This is a genomic window from Xylanibacter brevis P6B11 (assembly GCF_000621825.1).
GTDB classification, from domain to species: domain Bacteria; phylum Bacteroidota; class Bacteroidia; order Bacteroidales; family Bacteroidaceae; genus Prevotella; species Prevotella brevis.
Genome location: NZ_JHXG01000011.1, coordinates 81065 through 103286 on the forward strand (window position 1 = coordinate 81065; position 22222 = coordinate 103286).

At 48.1% G+C, this 22222-nt stretch carries 15 protein-coding genes and 1 tRNA gene; 13 read left to right on the top strand and 3 right to left on the bottom strand.

Going from position 1 to position 22222, the window contains the following annotated elements; translation table 11 throughout:
- Positions 1-19: 19 nt before the first annotated feature.
- The 6 genes from T496_RS0107480 to T496_RS0107505 all read left to right on the top strand — a co-directional run bounded on the left by T496_RS0107480 (position 20) and on the right by T496_RS0107505 (position 10735).
- Positions 20-1036, top strand: a complete 1017-nt coding sequence (locus T496_RS0107480) for a DUF4973 domain-containing protein (RefSeq protein WP_027450205.1) — start codon at positions 20-22, stop codon at positions 1034-1036.
- A complete protein-coding gene (locus T496_RS0107485; protein WP_044110840.1) occupies positions 1030-3309 on the top strand; it encodes a GH92 family glycosyl hydrolase in 2280 nt (759 codons plus the stop codon). Before T496_RS0107480 ends, T496_RS0107485 begins: the two co-directional genes overlap by 7 nt.
- A complete protein-coding gene (locus T496_RS0107490) occupies positions 3306-4880 on the top strand; it encodes a glycoside hydrolase family 76 protein (RefSeq protein ID WP_027450207.1) in 1575 nt (524 codons plus the stop codon). The genes T496_RS0107485 and T496_RS0107490 overlap by 4 nt, the downstream gene beginning before the upstream one ends.
- 39 nt (positions 4881-4919) lie before the next feature.
- Positions 4920-9437, top strand: a complete 4518-nt coding sequence (locus T496_RS15225; protein WP_081783589.1) for a glutaminase domain-containing protein — start codon at positions 4920-4922, stop codon at positions 9435-9437.
- A gap of 108 nt (positions 9438-9545) precedes the next feature.
- Entirely contained in the window at positions 9546-10232 is a 687-nt protein-coding gene (locus T496_RS0107500) for an SIMPL domain-containing protein (protein ID WP_044110841.1), read from the top strand.
- 32 nt (positions 10233-10264) lie between these two features.
- Entirely contained in the window at positions 10265-10735 is a 471-nt protein-coding gene (locus T496_RS0107505) for a hypothetical protein (RefSeq protein WP_027450209.1), read from the top strand.
- 91 nt (positions 10736-10826) lie between these two features.
- Here T496_RS0107505 and T496_RS15230 read toward each other — a convergent pair whose 3' ends face one another.
- Positions 10827-11048: a hypothetical protein gene (locus T496_RS15230; protein WP_155808436.1), complete on the bottom strand. Its 222-nt coding sequence runs from the start codon at positions 11046-11048 to the stop codon at positions 10827-10829.
- A 57-nt stretch (positions 11049-11105) separates the two neighbouring features.
- A complete protein-coding gene (locus T496_RS0107515; protein ID WP_027450210.1) occupies positions 11106-11321 on the bottom strand; it encodes a DUF3791 domain-containing protein in 216 nt (71 codons plus the stop codon).
- A gap of 255 nt (positions 11322-11576) precedes the next feature.
- Here T496_RS0107515 and T496_RS0107520 point away from each other — a divergent pair, with 255 nt between their 5' ends.
- The 7 genes from T496_RS0107520 to T496_RS0107550 all read left to right on the top strand — a co-directional run bounded on the left by T496_RS0107520 (position 11577) and on the right by T496_RS0107550 (position 21504).
- Complete coding sequence (locus tag T496_RS0107520) at positions 11577-12749, top strand: ATP-binding protein (RefSeq protein ID WP_027450211.1); 1173 nt, start codon at positions 11577-11579, stop codon at positions 12747-12749.
- 133 nt (positions 12750-12882) lie between these two features.
- Complete coding sequence (locus T496_RS0107525) at positions 12883-13332, top strand: hypothetical protein (RefSeq protein ID WP_027450212.1); 450 nt, start codon at positions 12883-12885, stop codon at positions 13330-13332.
- Between the two features lie 447 nt (positions 13333-13779).
- Complete coding sequence (locus tag T496_RS0107530) at positions 13780-15555, top strand: type I restriction-modification system subunit M (protein WP_044110843.1); 1776 nt, start codon at positions 13780-13782, stop codon at positions 15553-15555.
- Positions 15537-16781: a PDDEXK nuclease domain-containing protein gene (locus T496_RS0107535; RefSeq protein WP_394331344.1), complete on the top strand. Its 1245-nt coding sequence runs from the start codon at positions 15537-15539 to the stop codon at positions 16779-16781. The genes T496_RS0107530 and T496_RS0107535 overlap by 19 nt, the downstream gene beginning before the upstream one ends.
- A 1-nt stretch (position 16782) precedes the next feature.
- On the top strand, positions 16783-17097 hold the full coding sequence (locus tag T496_RS0107540; RefSeq protein WP_027450215.1) for a hypothetical protein: 315 nt from the start codon (positions 16783-16785) through the stop codon (positions 17095-17097).
- Complete coding sequence (locus T496_RS14425; protein WP_052342129.1) at positions 17094-18335, top strand: restriction endonuclease subunit S; 1242 nt, start codon at positions 17094-17096, stop codon at positions 18333-18335. The genes T496_RS0107540 and T496_RS14425 overlap by 4 nt, the downstream gene beginning before the upstream one ends.
- Before the next feature lie 19 nt (positions 18336-18354).
- On the top strand, positions 18355-21504 hold the full coding sequence (locus T496_RS0107550) for a type I restriction endonuclease subunit R (protein ID WP_027450216.1): 3150 nt from the start codon (positions 18355-18357) through the stop codon (positions 21502-21504).
- Between the two features lie 142 nt (positions 21505-21646).
- On the opposite strand, the gene T496_RS0107555 is transcribed toward T496_RS0107550, so the two are convergent.
- A tRNA-Leu gene (locus T496_RS0107555) sits at positions 21647-21728 on the bottom strand.
- Positions 21729-22222 lie beyond the last annotated feature (494 nt).

The following is a 22222-nucleotide window of genomic DNA, read 5'->3' on the forward strand; positions in this document are numbered from 1 at the left end:
AACAGAAAACTATAGAATTATGAAAACAATATTTAAGTCTTTAATATATGGCATGGTCGCAGCTTCTATGCTGACGGTGACCACCTCATGTAACGATGAGTGGGAAGACGAGCAGTACGAACAGTACATCAGCTTCCGTGCTCCGCTCAACGACCAAGGCATCACAGCCGTCTATGTGCCTTTCACCAGAAAAAACAGCGAAGGTAAGGCAAAGTACGGCTCAGGTATCTCTAACTACGAGCTGCCCGTGATTGTCAGTGGTTCTACTCACAACAATGCCACCCGTGTGGTAAACTTCAAGCACGACCCTGACACGCTGAATGCACTGAACTGGGCTCGTTTCGCTACCCGCGAGGAGTTGTACTACAAGGACATGAACCCCTACTGTGAATTTCCCAGCACACTGACCATCCCCAAGGGTCAGGACGTAGGTCTGCTGAACATCAAGATTGACTTCAACAATGTTGACCTGGTTGACAAGTGGATCTTCCCTATCACCGTAGCCGAGGGCGATGGTTACACACCTAATCCTCGTAAGAACTACAAGAAGGCTATGCTCCGCATCTTCCCCTTCAACGACTACTCTGGCGACTACAGTGCTACCAGCTTGACGATTGCCGTAAAGGGCGACCAGAACTCAACAGGTCTGACCTGGCTGCGCACCTACGTCGTTAACGACAACACCGTGTTCTTCTATGCCGGTCGTTTTGACGAGAGCAACCCACAGCGTGGCAAGTATAAGATCTACGCACAGTTCAACGGTGGCAAATCGGGCACCATTAAGATGTGGTCAGACAATCCCGAGATGAACCTCGTGGTCAACAAGGAAGCTTCATACCGCATGGTGGAGAGCGAAGACCAGACCTATCCTTATCTGCGCTATCGCAATGTCATCATCAACAACATCGATTACTCGTTTGATGACTACACATCACTTAGCGGTTCTAAGTTCTCTTATACCGTCAGTGGTACGCTCACCTTACAGCGCACCATCAATACTCAAATTCCTGACGAAGATCAAGCAATACAATGGTAAACATTTTTTCAAAACACTCTTTCAGCGTTCTGCTGCTGTGCCTGACCACCTGGTCGGCACAAGCAGCAGAGCCTGTTGATTATGTAAGTACCCTCGTTGGTACACAGTCAAAGGTTTCACTATCAACCGGAAACACCTACCCTGCCATCGCCATGCCCTGGGGCATGAACTTCTGGATGCCCCAGACAGGAAAGATGGGCGATGGATGGGCTTACACCTATGATGCAGAAAAAATTCGTGGACTGAAGCAGACCCACCAGCCCTCACCATGGATCAACGACTATGGTCAGTTTGCTATTATGCCAACCACCCGCACCGTGTTCAACGAGAACGAGCGTGCATCGTGGTTCTCGCACAAGGCTGAGGTGGCTCGTCCATACTATTATAAAGTATATCTGGCCGACCACGACGTGACGGCCGAGATGGCACCCACGGAACGTGCCGTGGTGATGCGTTTCACCTATCCCGAGACCAGCGAAGCACGCATCGTTGTCGATGCCTTCGACAATGGTTCTTTCGTGAAGGTATCGGGCAACAAGATTATGGGTTACACCACCAAGAACAGTGGCGGTGTGCCTGCCAACTTCAAGAACTATTTCGTCATTGAGTGCGACCGTCCTTTCACCTTTGTGAAGACCGTTGACAATGGCAAGATGACCGACAAGACCGAGGTAGAGACCCAGCATGCCGGTGCCATCGTTGGTTTCGAGACCAAGCGTGGCGACCAGGTGACACTGCGTGTAGCCTCATCGTTCATCAGCGAAGAGCAGGCACTGAGAAACCTGGGCGAGGTGAAGGGCAAGTCGCTTGAGACCGTTTGCCAGCAGGGCAAGAACCGCTGGAACGAAGTGCTGGGCCGTATTGAGGTGAAAGACAACAACATCGACCACCTGCGCACGTTCTATAGCTGTCTGTATCGTGCCGTACTCTTCCCCCGCATGTTCTTTGAGAAGGATGCCAACGGCGAGATTGTGCACTACAGCCCCTACAATGGCGAGGTTAAACCCGGCTATATGTTCACCGACACTGGTTTCTGGGACACATTCCGTTCGCTGTTCCCCCTGCTGAACCTTCTTTATCCCGAGATGAACCAGCAGATGCAGGCAGGTCTGGTCAACACCTACCTGGAGAGTGGCTTCCTGCCCGAGTGGGCAAGTCCCGGCCATCGCGGTTGTATGGTGGGCAACAACTCTGCCTCTATCGTGGCCGATGCCTATCTGAAAGGTCTGCGTGGCTACGACATCGAGACCCTTTGGAAGGCAGTAGTACATGGTGCCAATGCCGTTCACCCACAGGTATCTTCTACGGGTCGTCTGGGATTTGAGCAGTATAACAAGCTGGGCTACGTGCCCTATAACACAGGTATCCGCGAAAGCGTGGCCCGCACCCTGGAGTACGCCTACGACGACTGGTGCATCTACCAGCTGGGTCTGGCATTGGGCAAGTCGAAGAAGGAGCTGAAGCCCTTCCGCGAGCATGCCATGAACTATCAGAAAGTGTTCGACAAGGAGTCTAAGCTGATGCGTGGTCGCAATGCCGATGGCACCTTCCAATCACCTTTCAACCCCCTGAAATGGGGTGATGCTTTCACCGAGGGTAATGCCTGGCACTACACCTGGTCGGTGTTCCACGATCCTCAGGGACTCATCAACCTGATGGGTGGCACGAACGACTTCATCCAGATGCTCGACTCTGTGTTCAGCGTTCCACCATTGTTCGACGACAGCTACTATGGCGGCGTGATCCACGAGATTCGCGAGATGCAGATCATGAACATGGGTAACTATGCACATGGCAACCAGCCCATTCAGCACATGATCTATCTCTACGACTGGGCATCACAGCCCTGGAAGACCCAATACTGGATTCGCGAGGCCATGGACCGCCTCTACACAGCAGACCCCGACGGCTACTGCGGCGACGAGGACAACGGTCAGACTTCAGCTTGGTATGTGTTCTCGGCCATGGGCTTCTACCCCGTATGTCCTGGTTCCAACCAGTATGCACTGGGAACTCCCTACTTCGACAAGATGACCCTGCACCTGCCAGGCAACAAGACCCTGGAGATTCAGGCTCGCAACAACAGCAGCGAGGCGCGCTACATCGGTGGTATGACCTTCAACGGACAGGCATACGACAAGAACTACCTGGAGCACAAAGACCTGCTGCAGGGCGGACGCATCGAATACACCATGCAGACCACGCCCAACCGCCAGCGCGGCGTCAACGAGGAAGCTGCCCCCTATTCGTTCTCTAAGAACAACACAAAGTGAATAAGATAATTGCATTACTCCTACTTACGTTAGGCATCAACGCATCAAGTTTAGCACAGTCTGAAATGGCTGTGCAGAACTTGAAGCGTGCGATGCTGATTCTCGATGCCACCATGGAGCGCTCGTTCCGTGGCTCCGACACCAATAAGTATATGGCAGACGTCTGCGACACTGAGAGCGACGAGGTTAGCGGTCCTTCTGATGTATGGCCATACACGGCAGCCATCGAGGCGCACTGCTCTGTGCTCGAAGCGTTGAAGACCTTGAAAGATGTCGAGCCCGAACTTTATACAGAGCATTTCGACAAGTATGCCAACCAGCTTGACATGCTCATCGACAATCTGGCATATTATAAAGGTACCTATATTCTATTCTCTTATGCCAGCCGCCGCAAATGGAGCGTCTATGCCGTTCCTCGTGCCAGCGAGCGTAATCTGGCCAACGTGACCGGCGACAACCTAAAGTACAACGTTTACGATGACCAGATGTGGATTGCCCGCGAACTGATTCGCGCCTATCAACTGACTGGTAAGCAGAGCTATCTGGAAGAGGCCACCCACCTCGCCGACTACGTCATCGACGGATGGGACTGCTGGCGCGACGCCAATGGCGAGGAGTACGGCGGCATCACATGGGGCCCTGGCTACAACTCTAAGCACGCCTGCTCTAACGGTCCTATCATCCAGCCTCTGGTATGGCTGCACCGCATCTATGCCACACCCGATGAGAAGGCCGACTGTGAATATTACTATCGCGATACGGACAATGCACTGGTCACCGCTTTGGTGAAGCGTTCCGACCTCTATCTAGATTTTGCCAAGAAGATTTATGCTTGGCAGAAGAAATACCTGCTCAACGAGGATACTGGCGTTTACTGGGACATGCTCGGTGCAGCCGTCGGCGAACTGCAGTACGTGGACAGCGGTTTAAAGAGGCGTCGTGCCCACGTGGACAACGGCACCCATGTTGGCAATGCCTATACCTATAACACCGGCACCATGCTGGCTGGCGCTGTAGAACTGCTACACACCACCAGTGCCGAAGAGTATAGCAACGACATAAGCGATCTGACCAAGAAGAGTTTCCAGAACTTTGCACATCCCAGGCGCATCAGCGGAAAGACCTACTACGAGTGGCCTACCGATGCCAATGCCCTCCAGGGCTTCAATGCTTGGTTCGACAATGTGCTGATGCGCGCATTTGTCGATGCAGACCAGACGGAACCGAGTACCTACTCAAACCGCTCTTTGGAAAGTTTCCAAAACAACCTGGACTATGCTTTCGAGCACTTCAACCGCCAAAATATGCTCCCCATCAATCTGCTGAGCGGTTGGAGCGACAGCTACAAGACCAAAGGTTTCCACCAGGCTTCGTTTGCTGCCGAATATGCCATGCTGGCTGTATGGCAGTACCGCAAGTCACAGGCTTTAACCATCCAAAATACGACGTTCAAGCGACAGCCTGACAACAAGGTATATACCTTGGATGGCAAAGTCATCAGCAGCAGCGTGAACACACTGCCAAGCGGTCTTTACATTCGAAAAGGCCAAAAGCTATTGGTAAAGCGATGAAACAATTTTTTATTAACTAACAATAAAAACCTTCAGGATATGATTAAACTAAAAACCGCATTGGCCGCAACCTGCCTGTTGTTGACAGCCATATCGGCCCATTCACAAACGGCCGACGACTTTGTGCCGTATCAGGAAACAGCGTTGCGTCTGCCCTCTGTTCCTCTCTTCACCAACGACCCCTACTTCTCGTTCTGGTCACCCTTCGACCGCCTGAACGATGGCACCACCCGTCACTGGAGCGATGCCGAGAAGGCCATGGATGGTATTCTGCGTGTGGACGGCAAGGCCTATCGCTTCATGGGTAAGCAGCGCGAATATGTGCTGTCGGCCATTGCGCCGATGACCAAAGCCGACAAGGGCTGGACAGGTAAAGTATCTTACGAGACGCAAAGTGGTACGGCATGGACCGCAGCCTCTTTCGACGACGCCAGTTGGAAGACACAGGAGTCGGCATGGGGCACGCCCGGCGAATATCCCCATGTGCGCAACAACTGGACCAGCGAGAACTCCGACATCTACGTGCGTCGCACGGTGTCGCTCACGGCAGACGATCTGCAGAAAGAGCTCTGGGTTCAGTTCTCTCACGACGACATCTTTGAATTATATATAAATGGTACACGCGTAGTACAGACTGGCGAGACCTGGATTCAAGGCGAGCTTCACAAGTTGACTGCCACCGAGCAAGCCCTGCTGCACGAGGGCGACAACATCATTGCCGCCCACTGTCATAACACCAAGGGCGGTGCCTATATCGACTTCGGTCTGTTTGAGAACGTGAAGAAAACCAACGAGGCCACCATCAAAGCCACCCAGAAGCGCTGCGACGTGCTGGCCACCAGTACCTACTACACCTTCACCTGCGGCCCCGTGGAGCTCGACCTGGTCTTCACCGCACCTATGGTGATGGACGACCTCGACCTGATTTCCGTTCCTGTCAACTACCTGAGCTATCAGGTGCGCGCCACCGATGGCAACACCCACGATGTGCAGTTCTACTTTGCCACCTCGCCACAACTCACCGTGAACGAGAGCAGTCAGGAGACCACCTCAAGCATTGTCACCGAGAATGGCATCCAGTATATCAAGTCTGGCTCTGTGGCACAGAAGATTCTCGGACGCGTTGGCGACCTCATCACCATCGACTGGGGCTATCTGTATATCCCCGCCATCAATGGTCAGGTCAGCGTTGCCGATGGTCTGAACATGGAGAATAACTTCATTCAGAACGGTAAGCTGTTGCCCTACAGCGGCACTCAGAAAAGCACAGATCCCGCTTCTATGCCTGCACTGGCCTACATGAAAGACCTGGGCAATGTCAAGACTGCCAGCAGCTATATGATGATTGGCTACGACGAAATCAAGGACATGCGCTACATGGATGTGGACTATCCCGGCTACTGGGCCCGCGATGGCAAGACCATCTTCCAGGCTTTCGAGGAGATGAACCAGAACTATCGTAGCATCATGGACCGTTGTAAGGCTCAAGACAAGACCATCTACGACGACGGTCTGGCTGCCGGCAACGTGAAATACGCCGAGTTGCTGTCTGGTTCTTATCGCCACGTGCTGGCTGCTCATAAGCTGTTCCAGGACAACAAGGGTCAGCTGCTTTATTTCTCAAAAGAGAACAACTCTAACGGTTGTGTCAACACCGTTGACCTGACCTACCCTGAAGCCCCCCTGTTCCTGTGCTACAACACAGACCTTCAGAAGGGCATGATTCGTTCTATTCTGGACTACTGCCGCAGCAACCGCTGGGGCTTCAGCAACTTTGCGGCCCACGACCTGGGCACCTATCCTCATGCCAACGGACAGGTTTACTCTATCACGCGCCCCGACGCTGGTGGTGGCTTCGCAGGCAACATGCCTATTGAGGAGAGCGGTAACATCCTGACCCTCGTGGCAGCTATCTGCCGCATCGATGGCAACACCAGCTGGCTCAGCCGTGCCGACATCATCATGCTGCGCCAGTGGGCCAACTACCTGCGCGACAACGGACAGGACCCCTCTAACCAGTTGTGCACCGACGACTTTGCCGGCCACTGGGCTCACAATGCCAACCTGTCGCTGAAGGCCATCTTCGGCGTGGCAGCCTATGCAGAGATAGCTCGCCTTGCCGGTTATAAGGAGAGCGACTGGAAGCCCTACGCCGAGAAAGCACGCCAGATGGCACAGATCTGGGAAGTTGACGCCCGCGATGGCGACCACTATAAGTTGGCCTTCGACCGTGGCAACACCTGGAGCATCAAGTATAACCTGGTATGGGACAAGCTGTGGGGCCTGAACATGTTCTCGCCCGACGTGATGCGCCGCGAAATCAAGTACTACCTGACCAAGCAGAACACCTACGGTCTGCCACTTGACAGTCGCGAGGCTTACACCAAGAGCGACTGGGTGATGTGGGCAGCGCCCATGGCTCCCGATACAGAGACCTTCCTGCAATTTGCCGACCGTGTCTATAAGTATGCCAACGAGACACCAACCCGCTGGCCACTCAGCGACTGGTACTGGACCAACGGCAATGGTTCTGCCCGCGGTTTCCGCGCTCGCTCAGTGATTGGTGGTCACTGGATGAAGGTGCTCATGGACAAGATTGCCCCCAAGCCAGCTGCACAAGGCGAATGGAAGCCCGTTGAAGGCGGTCTGCAGTCTGTCTTCACCAAGGATGTGAATGCCGCCAATCCCCTGCCCGAATATCCTCGTCCTCAGTTCGAGCGCAAGGACTGGCAGAACCTGAATGGTCTGTGGGATTACGCCATCACCAAGACCAACGCCTCTCAGCCCGCCGACTTCGACGGCAAGATTCTGGTGCCCTACCCCATTGAATCAAGTCTCTCGGGCGTGAAGCGCCAGCTGGATGCCGACGAGGCCCTCTGGTACAAGCGCGAGTTCACCATCCCTGCCGGATGGAATGGCAAGAACATCCGTCTGAACTTCGGCGCTGTGGATTACAACGCCACCGTCTATCTGAACGGTAGGCGCATCGGCACACACAAGGGTGGTTTCACCAACTTCTCGTACGACATCACCAATTATCTGAAAGAAGGTGCCAACACCCTCGTGGTGAAAGTGCTCGACCCCACCGACATCAGCAACCAGCCCGTGGGCAAGCAGCGCATCAACAGCGAATCTACCACCATCTGGTACACCCCCTGCTCAGGTATCTGGCAGACCGTGTGGCTGGAGCCCGTCAACTCAAAGAACATCTATAACATACGCATCACGCCCGATGTGGACAACAGCCGCTTTGACCTGAGCATCACCCTGGACAGACCCACCGAGAGCGACCAGGTGAAAGTGCTGCTGAAGAAGGGCGACACCGTCATCAGCGAGCAGACAGCAAATGCATCTCAGAAGGTGAGCTGCCAGTTGGACGCACAGTCGTGCAAGCTGTGGACACCCTACCACCCCAACCTCTACGACCTGGAGGTCATCTACCTGAGCAACGGTCAGGAGGTGGACCGCGTGAAGAGCTATGCAGCCCTGCGCAAGATCTCTTATGGTAAGGACGAGAACGGCTACTGGCGCCTGATGCTCAACAACGAGCCCCTGTTCCACCTCGGTCCCCTGGATCAAGGCTACTGGCCCGACGGCATCTTCACCGCTCCCACCGACGAAGCCCTGGTTTACGACATCAAGAAGACCAAGGAATGGGGCTTCAACATGATTCGTAAGCACATGAAGGTAGAGCCAGCCCGCTGGTACTACCACTGCGACCGCCTCGGTCTGATGGTATGGCAGGACATGCCCTCTACCTTCGGCAGCAACGAGCGCTGGATTGACCGCGAGTGGTACGAGGGCGACGGCACAGTATCTAACGCTGTAGAGAGCACCTATAAGAACGAGTGGAAGAGCATCATCGACCAGTGCTACAACAGTCCCTCTATCGTGGTGTGGACCCCCTTCAACGAGAGCTGGGGTCAGTTCAAGACCAAGGCCATCTGCGACTACACCCGCGAGCTGGATCCTACCCGTGTCATCAACCCCGCCTCTGGTGGTAACCACCACAAGGGTGCCGGCGACATGGTTGACCTCCACTGCTACGTGGATCCCTACATCAACTTCTGCGATCCCGAGAAGCCACTGGTGCTGGGCGAATACGGTGGTCTGGGCCTCAACGTTGAGGGCCACCGCTGGTACGAGAAGTTTGCCACCACCTATAATGACAACGGAAGCGTCGAGGGTGTGACCAGCCGCTACGAGCACTATGCCGACATCGTCACCCGTCTGGGTCAAGGCATCACGTACGAGGACAACAAGACCTGCTTTGCAGCTGCTGTCTATACACAGACCACCGACGTAGAGACCGAGGTCAACGGACTGATGACTTACGACCGTGCGGTGATTAAGGTTGTCGAGGACCGTGTCAAGGCTGCCAACGAGAAGATGATCAACACCAACTCATCGCCTGCCGGCATCACTGCGCCCCATGCAGCTGTCTCTGCACAAGACACCATCTACAACAGCCTGGGCATGAAGGTCAATAGCCCCGTAGCTGGCCTGAACGTGTTGCGCCGTGCCAACGGACAGACCTATAAGTTTATGCATAAATAATGTGTCAGGAGCCGAAAAGGCACACATTTAAACACTTTTAATAGAAATTGCTTGCAAGTTTGCGAATTGTTTCGTTAATTTGCAAGCAATTTTTTAATACAACTAACTATGAACAGAATTAAAGAATCTCTTATCCTGGCTGTAGGTATCATCGTGCTGGGATTGTGCATCAAGTCTGGCATTAACACGTTTGCCAACAAAGACCGCAAGGTGACCGTGAAAGGACTGGCCGAACGAGAGGTGAATGCCGACAAGGTAACGTGGAGCATCTCGACCAAGGAAACGGGCAACGACCTGCCTGCCCTCTATGAGCGCATCAATGTGCAGACCGACAAGATCAAGGCTTTCCTCAAGGCCAACGGCATCAGCGAGCAAGAGATTACTGTCAACGCACCTACCGTGACCGACCTGGAAGCACGCGAATGGGGCGACAACCAAAAGAACTTCCGCTATATCATCAACACCACCGTCACCGTGGCCACCAACAAGGTGAAGGAGGTGAACCAGACCATCTACAAGCAGGGCGAACTGCTGAAGCAGGGCGTGGCCATAGACAGCAGCTACCCCAACTACGAGTATGCTTCATTCCAGCAGATGAAACCCGAGATGATGGCCGAGGCTATCAAGAACGCCCAGAAGACGGCCGAGCAGTTTGCCGAGGCCAGCGATGCTGAGCTGGGCCATATCCAGACCGCTGGACAGGGACAGTTCGAAATTGAAGACCGCGACCAGAACACGCCCTACATCAAGAAGCTGCGCGTGGTGACCACCATCACCTACTCTCTCGACGACTAATTATTCTAAAACACAAATAAGTAACCCACGAAATGAAAAAACTACTTTTTGCTGGCGCAGCACTGCTGATGCTCTGTGCCTGTGGCGAACGAGAATATATGGCCTACGAAGGTCTGCCGCTCGACATGCCCACCTCTCAGTTTGTAGATTCCCTGAAAGCCCGCGGCCTGGTCATCGACACAGCCAACACCGATGGTGTGGTCATCAGCCTGGTGAAGCCCGACTCTAAGGCCTACAACCTGTCTATCCAGAACAACAACGACACCATCCTGGTAATTCAGGAAACCTTCAGTGCCACCACCAACGACAGCACCCGCCAGCTGTGGCAACAGAAGCGCGACCAATATGCTGAGCTCTACGGCATGCCCGACTACAAGAGCAAGGGCGAGGATCGCAAAGAGGCTGTCTGGAAGGGTGACAAGGGTCAGCTGGTCATCAGCCTGGCCAACACCTACACCCCCACCCTGACAGTCTATTTCGATACCAGACTGGAAGAGCGCTAACAAAACAGAGCGCGTGTTATAACACCAAAAGCCCCGCACTGGAGTCTATCACAGTGCGGGGCTTTACTATATAGAAACGTGCAATTGCGCTTTATTTGCTTTTATCGCACATCAGTTCGTAGATATATGCCGGGCCATTCACATAGAGTTCACCTTCTTCATCCTGGATAACGGGCATCAGATTAGAATTGTAAACACGCTCCATTGCCTCTTCTACAGAGCATCCAGTGTCCTCTATAACATACTTAACCAATTCACTAAGAACATAATTGATTAAATAGGTCGCCGTTTGATGATGAGTAGGTTCTGTCATACGTTTTCTACTTTAATTTTATTAAGATAGCCTAATGCACGATCCCGTGATAAAGTATCATGCCAGTATCCCTCCGTTCTTTTGGCAGATGATAAGTACGTCATCAATTGTCTCATCCATTGACTGCAGGTGTTCTACATCATAGAATTCAATAAGGAATGCTAATCCCTTATGCTCATGCAGATAGCGGAAAGCAGCTTGTCGTGTCATAGAAAAACGCTGTCCGAAAGCCTGTATACATGCAGTTAGAAATGGAATCTGATACTTACTCATATTGCCGTTCTTTATATATTATGACGCAAAGATAGTAAAAATAACATAAACTGTTTACATTTTATCTAAAAAAATAGGGATCTGCTATAGTTTTACAATTCCAGAATAATTATTATTCGTAGCGAGTAAATATGCATATAAGAGCACCTTAATTTGTTAAAATTGCACTACAATAGTGCAATTTTTATATGATTTCTGCACTACTTTAGTGCAATTATACTATATTTGCAGTCAAATAATAAAGAAATAACGTTTATGGACATCACGCTCATTGAATTTATGGAAGGCCAGTTGAAGCAAACCACTTCAACCTTTCACCGCTATATGTTTGACCAAATTAGCTGGGATTCGAGGATGTTTGGACTTGTTGGACCACGTGGTATAGGTAAATCCACAATGATTCTGCAGTATATCAAGGAGCACAGGAATTCAAGAAACATACTGTATATAAGTGCAGACCACTTATATTTTTCATCACACAATCTCGTTGACACTGTGGATGAGTTTATTAAAGAAGGTGGCGAGCAAATATTTATAGACGAGATACATAAGTATGAAAACTGGTCGCGCGAGTTAAAACAGATATACGATTCACATCCAGATGTAAAGATCGGCTTCACAGGTTCATCGGTACTCGATATATATAAAGGCTTTTCTGACTTAAGCCGCAGAGCACCAATCTTTATGATGCAAGGCCTATCGTTCAGAGAGTATCTTAAACTGTTTCACAACATAGACGCTTCTATTTATACATTAGAAGACGTCTTGGCGTTGAAGGCAGTTGTAGCCGATGTCAATCATCCGCTGCCATTGTTCCGCGACTATCTGAAGAGGGGTTATTATCCCTTCTCCAGTGATTCAGACTTTGAGTTGAAACTTCGTCAAGTTATCAACCAAACGATGGAGGTTGACATACCGCAATTTGCCAACATGACTGCCTCTACAGGTAGAAAGCTGAAGAAACTTTTATCTGTTATTGCCCAAAGTGTGCCTTTCAAACCAGTCATGGATTCATTATCGACAGTAGTTGGTGTGAGCCGAAATATATTACCAGACTATTTCCTTTATATAGAGCAGGCTGGCATGATTGGCCAGCTGCGTGATGACACTGGTGGCATCAGAGGAATTGGAAAAGTCGAGAAAGTATATCTAGACAACCCTAACATCGCATACCTATTAGGAGGACCGACCACTGATATTGGCAACATCCGCGAAACATTCTTCTACAACCAGATGCGTATCGTTTCAGATGTCATCAGTTCACGCATCAGCGACTTTGAGATAGACGGAAAGACATTTGAGGTAGGCGGAAAGAATAAGGGTAAGAAACAAATAACCACTGCCAAAGAAGGCTATATTGTGAAAGACGATATTGAATTCGGCTCAGGCAACATTATCCCCCTTTGGGCCTTCGGGTTGATGTATTAATGTAAAAATGGAATAACGATTGAAGATTTGTCCATCGTCCCTCCTATATCAAAATTGCACTACAATAGTGCAATTTTGATATGATTTCTGCACTACTTTAGTGCAATTTAACAAAGAACATGAAGACAGGTAGTTGAACGAAACCCGCAATCAGTTTCATTCAACTACCTGTCACCAATTACGTAGTTCTTCGACGAGCGAAGCGGCAGACCGAGCGGATGATGAAGTCGATCTCTTCTTCCGTCAGGCTTCAGATGTCACTCACCTGTCCCCGTGTCATCCTCACAACTCAGAGAAAATGTATGTCAAACGCATTTTAGATATTATTGATAAAGAGATATCAAACAAAGAAAAAAAAAGATTATATAAAAATCATCGTTTAATATTTGTCATTTTATCAATAGATACAAAAGGGAATATCATTTTGGTGGAATTATCAAGCTATGGTTTAATGGAAAAAGACATATCATCTAAACGAATGTTCAATATATTAAATCAAATAAAAAAAATAACGATAAATGATATTAGACCCTTTCATAATAATGGCTATATTAATTTTACGGTCGTAAGGAGGTTTAAATAGAGTTTAGTTAATAATGGCATTATAACGGGGGAGTTTATTTTTGACCTTGGTAATTCTTCTCCACTCTATATCACAACGAGAAACCCCGACATGCTAAGATTCATAATTACATAGAAACGTCCAATTTGTTAAAATTGCACTACAATAGTGCAATTTTTATATGATTTCTGCACTACTTTAGTGGAATGTCTACTTTTAGAAAAAAAATAATTAAAAAACTTTTTTCGTGTCTACTTAAAGAATCTGGTACAAAAGAGTGGATGCAGTAAACCTGGCGAATGGATCGTTTGATTAGTACGTATTGAGATTTTTGGCATATATAAGGTGCGAATCTTTGAGAATTTTGGCACTTTCTACCAAAAGACCTTTGAGAATTTCGGCATTTTTTGTTCTTTTTACACGTTTTACATGAAAAATTAGTATTTTTGCTGCATTAAATTTTATATAATGGCAGATAAGATAAATATACGTAAACTAGAGGCTGACCTTTGGGAGTCGGCTGACTTGCTTCGTGCAGGGAGTAAGCTGACATCGAGCCAATACTGTATGCCGGTATTGGCATTGCTGTTTTTAAGATACGCCTATAGTCGCTTCAAGATGGTTGAAGCAGAATTGTTGAAGAATCGCCCAAGCCGTGGTGGTCGCATAATGCCTGTTGAACCAAGTGATTTTGCTGCTAAAAGTGCACTCTACCTTCCTCGTGAGGCTCAGTTTGACTATCTGGTAAATCTGTCGGATGACCAACCTTTGGGCGAAGCTGTCAATCGCGCTATGACTCTGGTCGAAGAACAAAGCGAACAGTTGACAGGTATTCTGCCTAAATCATACACAATGTTCAGCGATGAACTGTTGCGTGAACTCCTTCGTATCTTTAATAACAAGACACTCGACGAAATCGGTGGCGATGTTATAGGTCGTATTTATGAGTACTTCCTCAGCAAGTTTGCCAAGGCTGTAGCATCAGACGATGGTGTGTTCTTCACTCCTAAGTCTTTGGTAAAGATGCTCGTAAATGTACTGGAGCCAGAACAGGGTGTAATGCTTGATCCTGCTTGTGGTTCGGGAGGTATGTTCGTTCAAACAGGCGACTTTGTGAATGCTGGTGGTATGAATGCCAATACACAGATGACCTTCTACGGTCAGGAAAAGGTGGAATACAATGCCCAACTCTGTCTGATGAACATGGCAGTACACGGTTTGAATGGCAGGATTGTCTCTGGTGATGAGGCTAACTCCTTCTATCATGATGCACACAACCTTGCAGGAAAGTGTGACTACGTGATGGCGAATCCTCCATTCAATGTAGATAAAGTGAAAGCTGAGTCCGCATCTGCTGCTGGTCGTTTGCCATTCGGCTTGCCTGGTGTTAATGCTAAGACAAAAGAGATTGGTAATGCCAACTATCTCTGGATTTCATATTTCTATGCCTACCTCAACGACCATGGTCGTGCAGGATTCGTGATGGCATCATCGGCAACAGATAGTGCCAACAAGGATCGTGACATCCGTGAAAAACTTGTTTTAACAGGCGATGTGGATGTTATGGTAAGTGTGGGCAACAACTTTTTCTATACCCTCTCGCTCCCTTGCTCGCTGTGGTTCTTTGACAAGGCAAAGCGTTTAGAGAATAAGAATCGTGTACTTTTCATCGATGCCCGCAACTATTATACGGTTGTTGACCGTACTCTTAATGAGTGGTCAGAGTGGCAATTGAAAAACTTACAAGCTATTGTCCATCTGTATCGTGGAGAGACGGAGAAGTACCGCTCTCTCATTGCAGACTATGACAAGGCTTTGAATGGCCAGACCATAACTACTGCGGAAGAAGCCCTGCAAAAACAGAAAGAAGAAACCAAGCAACTGATTGCTGAAGCGACACGAAAGGACAAGAAACGCATAGAGGCAGAGCAGAATGCCCTTACAGCAGAACTGGAGGACGTTCTCGAAATAGCCCGCCAGCGCGAATGGCTGGTATCGAAGTTTGGTGAGGATGGCAAATACGTGGATGTCTTGGGACTCTGCAAGATTGCCACCATTCAGGAGATTGAAGAAAAGAACTACTCCCTCACTCCTGGTGCTTACGTCGGCGTGGCTGAACAAGAAGATGACGGCGTAGATTTCCATGAGCGCATGAACGAGATTCATGCCGAGTTGGCCCAACTGAATAAGGAAGCCAACGTTCTGATGGATGAGATACAAAAAGCATGGGAGGAACTGAAATGAATGAGTTAGAGAAGAAAAATGAAAAACTGCGTCAGGCTGTAGCTGACATCAAGGCTGCCATCTTGCAGGGACAATATGAGGCCTGCAAGGGGACGAACCGCATCCAGTTGGCTGTATATTACGCCATTGGCAAATATGTATCGCAGCATTCGCGCAAAGGTGTTTGGGGTACAGGAGCCTTGGAGACCATAAGCAGCCAGCTGCGCCATGAGCTACCAGGGTTGAGAGGCTATTCGGCAACAAGCCTAAAAAAGATGAGGCTCTTTTATGAAAATTGGATAATGCTTGATGCCAATTCGTCCGTCGCAACGGACGAATTAGAATCGGCCATTGCAATTGCCGACTCAGCAGCGGACAATTCGTCCGTCACAACGGACGATTATGAGAAAAACAAATCGTCAGTTGCAACTGGCGATTTGGTGACCATCGATATTTATCACACGTTGATGGTACCTGTAACACGGGATTTTCCTGTAGAAGACTTTTTCAAAGTGCCTTTCACTCACCACGTTGAAATCTACAAACTGTCGGATCTGTCTGCACGTTACTACTATATTCACCGAACTGCGGAAGAACATCTGCCTGTCGAAAAACTGGAGAAACTGATATCCGAAGATGCCTACGGCCATAGAAATCAGATGCCCAGCAATTTCTCCAAGACAATCTCCAATGCCGAAATGATGCGCAAGGCTGTGATGATGTTCAAAGACTCTTATATGCTGGATTTCATCAACGTGGAGGAGATTGGTATTCGAGATAGCATCGACGTGGATGAGCGAGTCGTTGAGCGGGAGATCGTAAACAAAGTGAAGAACTTTATCATGACCATAGGTCGTGACTTTGCGTTCATCGGCAACCAGCAACTATTAGAGGTGTACGGTGTGGAGCAATTCCCGGACCTGCTGTTTTTTAACCGCGAACTAAATGCAATGGTGGTGGTTGAACTGAAAATGGGGAATTTCAAGACCAGCTATCTGGGGCAACTGATGGGTTATCTGACTATTTTGGACGAGAAGATTCGGAAACCCCACGAGAACCAAAGTATTGGCATCGTTTTGTGCAAGTCAGCCAACCGTGAGTATGTGGAATTTATGATTCGTGATTATTCGAAGCCCATGGGCGTTGCCACCTATAAGACTGCAGACGAGATGCCTGAGAACATACGCAAAGCACTGCCAGATATGGAAGATTTAAGGAAACTCTTAAGCGAGAAGAAGGAGGCTTAGTATGGAAGAGAATAAGAATTTCGACTCATTGGTGGAAAGCATTGGTCAATTAATGGAAATGCAAGATTCGGCGAATGACTACTATTCTGCTGGGCTTTATCGTGCGATGTTTCGTAATGAAACAGACCTGAACAAACTGGATTACAATTATGCCGACCATATATTGGGGTATGCTGAGCTTGGTTGCAAGAATGCCATTGAGGATTATAGGAACTACCTCCTTTATGTAAAAAAGTTATATCCTTCTGAGTATCCTGAGTATGCAAAAATGTTGGAAAATGCTATAAAACAAGACGAAAAGGAGGATGAGGCATGAGTGAGTGGAAGAAAGTGAAGTTGGGAGACTATATAGATGTTCTTTCTGGCTTCGCATATAAATCTAAGGATTTTTCTGATTCTGGAATTCCTGTGATAAAGATTAAAAATGTTTGTCCACCATATATATCGTTGGAAGATCTTTCATATGTGCCGAATTCAATTGCTTTTCAGAATCCAAGATATATCTTAAGAAAAGGCGATGTCTTGATCGCAATGACAGGATCACATATTAATCAAATTGCATCGGTTGTTGGACGTGTTGGTAGAGTTAGATACGATGCTATAACTGTTCTAAATCAGCGTGTTGGTAAAATTGTAAACAAAAACGAAGCTAAATCCTCTCTTGACTATATTTATTACTATCTTAGTCAATATGAGGTAAAAGTCGAGTTAGCTCAGAAAGCTGGTGGAGCAGCAAACCAAGCCAATATAAGTCCTTCTGATATCAAGAACTTATTATTCCCTTATCCACCTATAGAAATCCAGCACCGCATCGCCACCATCCTCTCTCGCTACGACTCTTTGATAGAGAACTATCAGAAGCAGATAAAGTTATTGGAGGAAGCAGCACAGCGACTCTATAAGGAATGGTTCGTTGACCTCCACTTCCCCGGACACGAAAACGTCATAATCGTAGATGGTGTACCAGAGGGGTGGGAGAAGAAGAAAATATCCGATGTGTGTGACACAATTGGTGGAGGAACTCCTTCAACCAAAGTGGCTTCATTTTACGAAGGTGGGACGATAAGCTGGGTTACGCCAACTGATATAACAAAGAACAACAGCTTGTGCTTACTAAATACCGAGAAGAAAATCACCAATGAAGGACTTAATCATAGTTCTGCGAAGATGGTGCCTAAAGGAGCTATCTTGATGACAAGCAGGGCAAGTGTCGGTTTTTTTGGAATATGCGATTTTGAAGTATGCACTAATCAGGGCTTTATCTCATGTGTTCCTTTTGAGAAAGATTTTCAGATGTACTTACTATACAATTTGATTAACAGGGTTGAGGAAATCAGAATTAAAGCTGGGGGGTCAACATATCTTGAGATTAGCAAGAGCGTATTTCGTAATTTCGATATAATATGTCCTGCTCCAAATGTCTCTAAAAGATTTCAGCGCAAAGCCCATTCCCTTCTTGAAAGAACAAGAATTATAGCTAAGCAAATCCGCCTCCTCACCGAAGCGCGCGACCGCCTGCTTCCCAAGCTAATGAGTGGAGAAATAGCAGTATAAAAACTAACCAATAACGATTATGGCAAAGGACTATAGCGAAGACCAACTGATACAGAAATCAACAGCCGAACTCTTGGAAAAAGAGCTTGGCTGGAAGTCTGTGTATGCTTTCGACAATGAGGTACTTGGCGAACAAGGCACGCTGGGACGCAAGAATCAGAGCGAGGTGGTGCTGACACGGCATCTTCGCCTGGCCTTGAAACGTCTGAATCCATGGATGACCGACAAGCAGTTGACGGAAGCCATTGAGCGCATGACCAGCTACATGAGCTCGCAGACGCTGATGCAGATCAACGAGGAGAAGTATGGTTACGTGCGTGATGGTGTGCCAGTCACTCGCTTGAAGCCTAATGGCGAGACAGAACTGGTACGTGCCAAGGTTATGGACTTTGCCAATGTGGATTACAACGAGTTTATTGCAGTCAGGGAACTTTGGATAAAGGGGCCTATCCACAAACGCAGGGCCGATGTGGTGTGCTTCGTGAATGGTCTTCCGCTTATCTTTATTGAACTGAAGAATCATGACCAGGACATACAGAATGCCTATACCGACAACTATCGAGACTACCTTGATACCATACCGCATTTGTTCCACCACAATGCTATGATTATGCTGAGCAATGGCATGGAAAGCCGTGTGGGTACTGTGGGCGCCAAGTGGGAGTTCTTCCATGAGTGGAAACGACTGACAGAGTTGGATCATGGCAACATCGAATTGCCAACGATGTTGCGTGGTATCTGTAAAAAGGAGAATCTGCTGGATTTGCTTGAAAATTTCATTCTCTTCGACCACAGTGGAGGTTCAACCGTCAAGATTCTGGCACGCAACCATCAGTACCTTGGTGTGAATCAAGCAGTGGAGATGTATCGCCATCGTGAGGAAATGAAGGGTAAGCTGGGGGTGTTTTGGCACACCCAGGGCTCTGGTAAGAGCTATTCGATGGTATTCCTGGCTCAGAAGATCAGACGTAAGTTTGAAGGTTCACCAACGATTGTGGTGCTGACCGATCGCGATGAGTTGAACAAACAGATAAGTGACACCTTCGAGAATTGCGGACTGTTGGGAGGATTGAAAGCCAAGCAGTTCATTGCACATAGCGGTGATGATCTTCGGCAGAAGCTGACCGGCAATCCTTCGTTCATCTTTTCGCTGATACAGAAGTTCAACAAGGCAGACGCAGAACCTATCTATCCTGATCATGACATCATCGTGATGAGTGACGAAGCACACCGTACACAGAATGGTGTTTTTGCCGACAACCTCATGCACATGTTGCCAACAGCAAACCGTATTGGCTTCACTGGTACACCTTTGTTGCGAGACGATAATATCACGGCTCGCACCTTTGGACAGTATGTATCTGTGTATGACTTCAAACGTGCCGTAGAGGATAAGGCAACGGTTCCTCTCTACTATGAGAATCGCGGTGAGAAACTTCAAGAGCTTAAGAATCCGGAAATCAATGCCGAGATTGCAGCCAGATTGGATGAAGAGGACTTGGATCCTTCACAGCAAGCCAAACTGGAGCGTGAGTTTGCACAGGAGGTACATTTGTTAACCGCCGAGAAACGACTGCGAGTAGTGGCACAGGACTTCGTGCGTCATTATAGTGACTTGTGGACAAGCGGTAAGGCTATGATGGTAAGTTTCAACAAGGTTACTTGCGTCCGTATGTATAACTACGTGCAGGAGTATTGGCAGAAAGAGATAAAAGCTCTGCGCAAACGTATTGAGCAAGATCCATGGCAACAGGAAGTTCAGGAGATGAAGCGTAAACTGCAATGGATGGAAGAAACGGAAATGGCGGTTGTGGTATCGCAAGAGCAGAACGAAATACAGACCTTCAAGAAATGGCGACTTGATATTACTCCACACCGTGAGAAGATGGAGAAAAGGGAGCTGGATAAGGAGTTCAAGGATGCCGACAGCAAACTGCGAGTGGTCTTTGTCTGCGCCATGTGGCTGACAGGCTTTGACGTAAAGACCTTGTCTTGCCTTTATATTGACAAACCCATGAAGGCGCATACCCTAATGCAGACCATTGCCCGTGCAAATCGTGTGGCAGAAGGTAAGTCGAATGGCCTTGTTATCGACTATATTGGTATTGTGAAAGCACTACGCCAAGCGCTGGCTGACTATACAGCTAATCCTGATGGCGGTGATGGCGGCAACGACCCTACAGTCAACAAGGAAGAACTGATAAAGAATGTCTGGGAAATCATTGCGACTGCGGAAGCATTCCTGCATGATAAAGGTTTTGAATTGCAGGAACTCATTGATGCAATGTCATTTGAGAAACTGTCACTTCTGAAGAAGGCAGCAAACCTGCTATGTGATACTGTTGAAACGCGTAAGTCGTTCTGTACATTTGCAACTTCTTTGCTTAATCTTTGGAAATATCTCGATCGTGAAGATATAACGGAAGACATGCGTAAAAAGAAAGATGCTCTGGAAGCCATCTATAAGGAATTGCAGAAAAAGCGTAAGCACGCAGACATCACCGACTTGAGTGTGGCAATCAATGATATTGTCAATGAGCATCTTGAAATAGATTCCAATGCTATGATGGTTGCTGATGGTGGTGGACGTAGATTTGATATCAGCGGTATCGACTTCGATTTATTGCGAAGAGAGTTTGCCAAGCGTGAAGACAAGAATCTCGTACTAAGAGACATTCAAGACTTACTTCAGGAACGTCTGGCCCGACTATTAGCAGAGAATCCATCCAGAATTAACTTTTACGAAAAGTATCAAGAGATAATTCAAGCGTATAACCAAGAGCAGAATCGCGCAACGATAGAGAAGACCTTCGAGGAGTTGATGCATCTGTCTCAATCTCTCAGCGAAGAAGAGAAGCGTTATGTACGAGAAGGATTTAAGAGTGATGAAGAGCTCTCGCTCTATGACCTTCTATTGAAAGACAATCTATCAAAGACGGAAGTCAAGAAGCTGAAGGATGTCGCCATAGAGTTGCTAGCTAAAATAAAGGAGCAGTTGGCAGGTATGGATCATCCTTTCGACAAGCCAACGACTCGTGCAACTCTTATCATTACTATCCGTGATGTTTTGTGGCAGGAACTTCCAGAGAGTTATAGCGAAGAAAGTATAAACTACTACCGAGATACAATCTATAACTATGTTAGTCAAAGATATGGTGGTGTGGCATAAAACTAAGAATGGACGAAAATGAATAGACTCGTTATCCTATGCAATTGCAACTGAGCTGAACCATCCCCTTCTAAGAGAGAGAGGAAAGTCTAGAATAAAGAACAAAAAAGGAAATCCAATCGTGGATTTCCTTTTTTGTTTGTGCGCCTGACAGGACTCGAACCTGCACGTCGCGAGACACTAGATCCTAAGTCTAGCGCGTCTACCAATTCCGCCACAGGCGCATTTTGTCGCGTTAGCGGATGCAAAAGTACTATTTTTTACTGAAACAGCCAAATAAATCATCAGAAATTTAGCTTGACTAGGATGCTCATTCGCCCTGTTTTAGCCCCCAATAGCGCCACTATTATGGAGCAAGAATTATGCTCTTCACATGCAATAGTTTAGCTCTTCATCCAACTCTAGACTCTAGAAAGGTGGATTCTAGACTCTAGAATGGTGCGATCTAGACTCTAGAATGGTGCGATCTAGACTCTAGAACGGGAGCAAAAGTGGCACTATTGCGAGTCAAAAGTGGCACTATTGCAAATTAATAGTGCCACTTTTAGGTGGCGAAAGGGCCACTATTGGGGCGCGCAATAGCCCAGATGCAGCTAGAAGAAAAGAGAAGTCTGGCGCTCTCAGAACACCGATAGCATCGGCAGTTCTGGCAACACCAGACTCTTATAAAAGGTTTCAGTTATTATTTTCTTATGTCATTCAAGCTCCGCTTGATTTG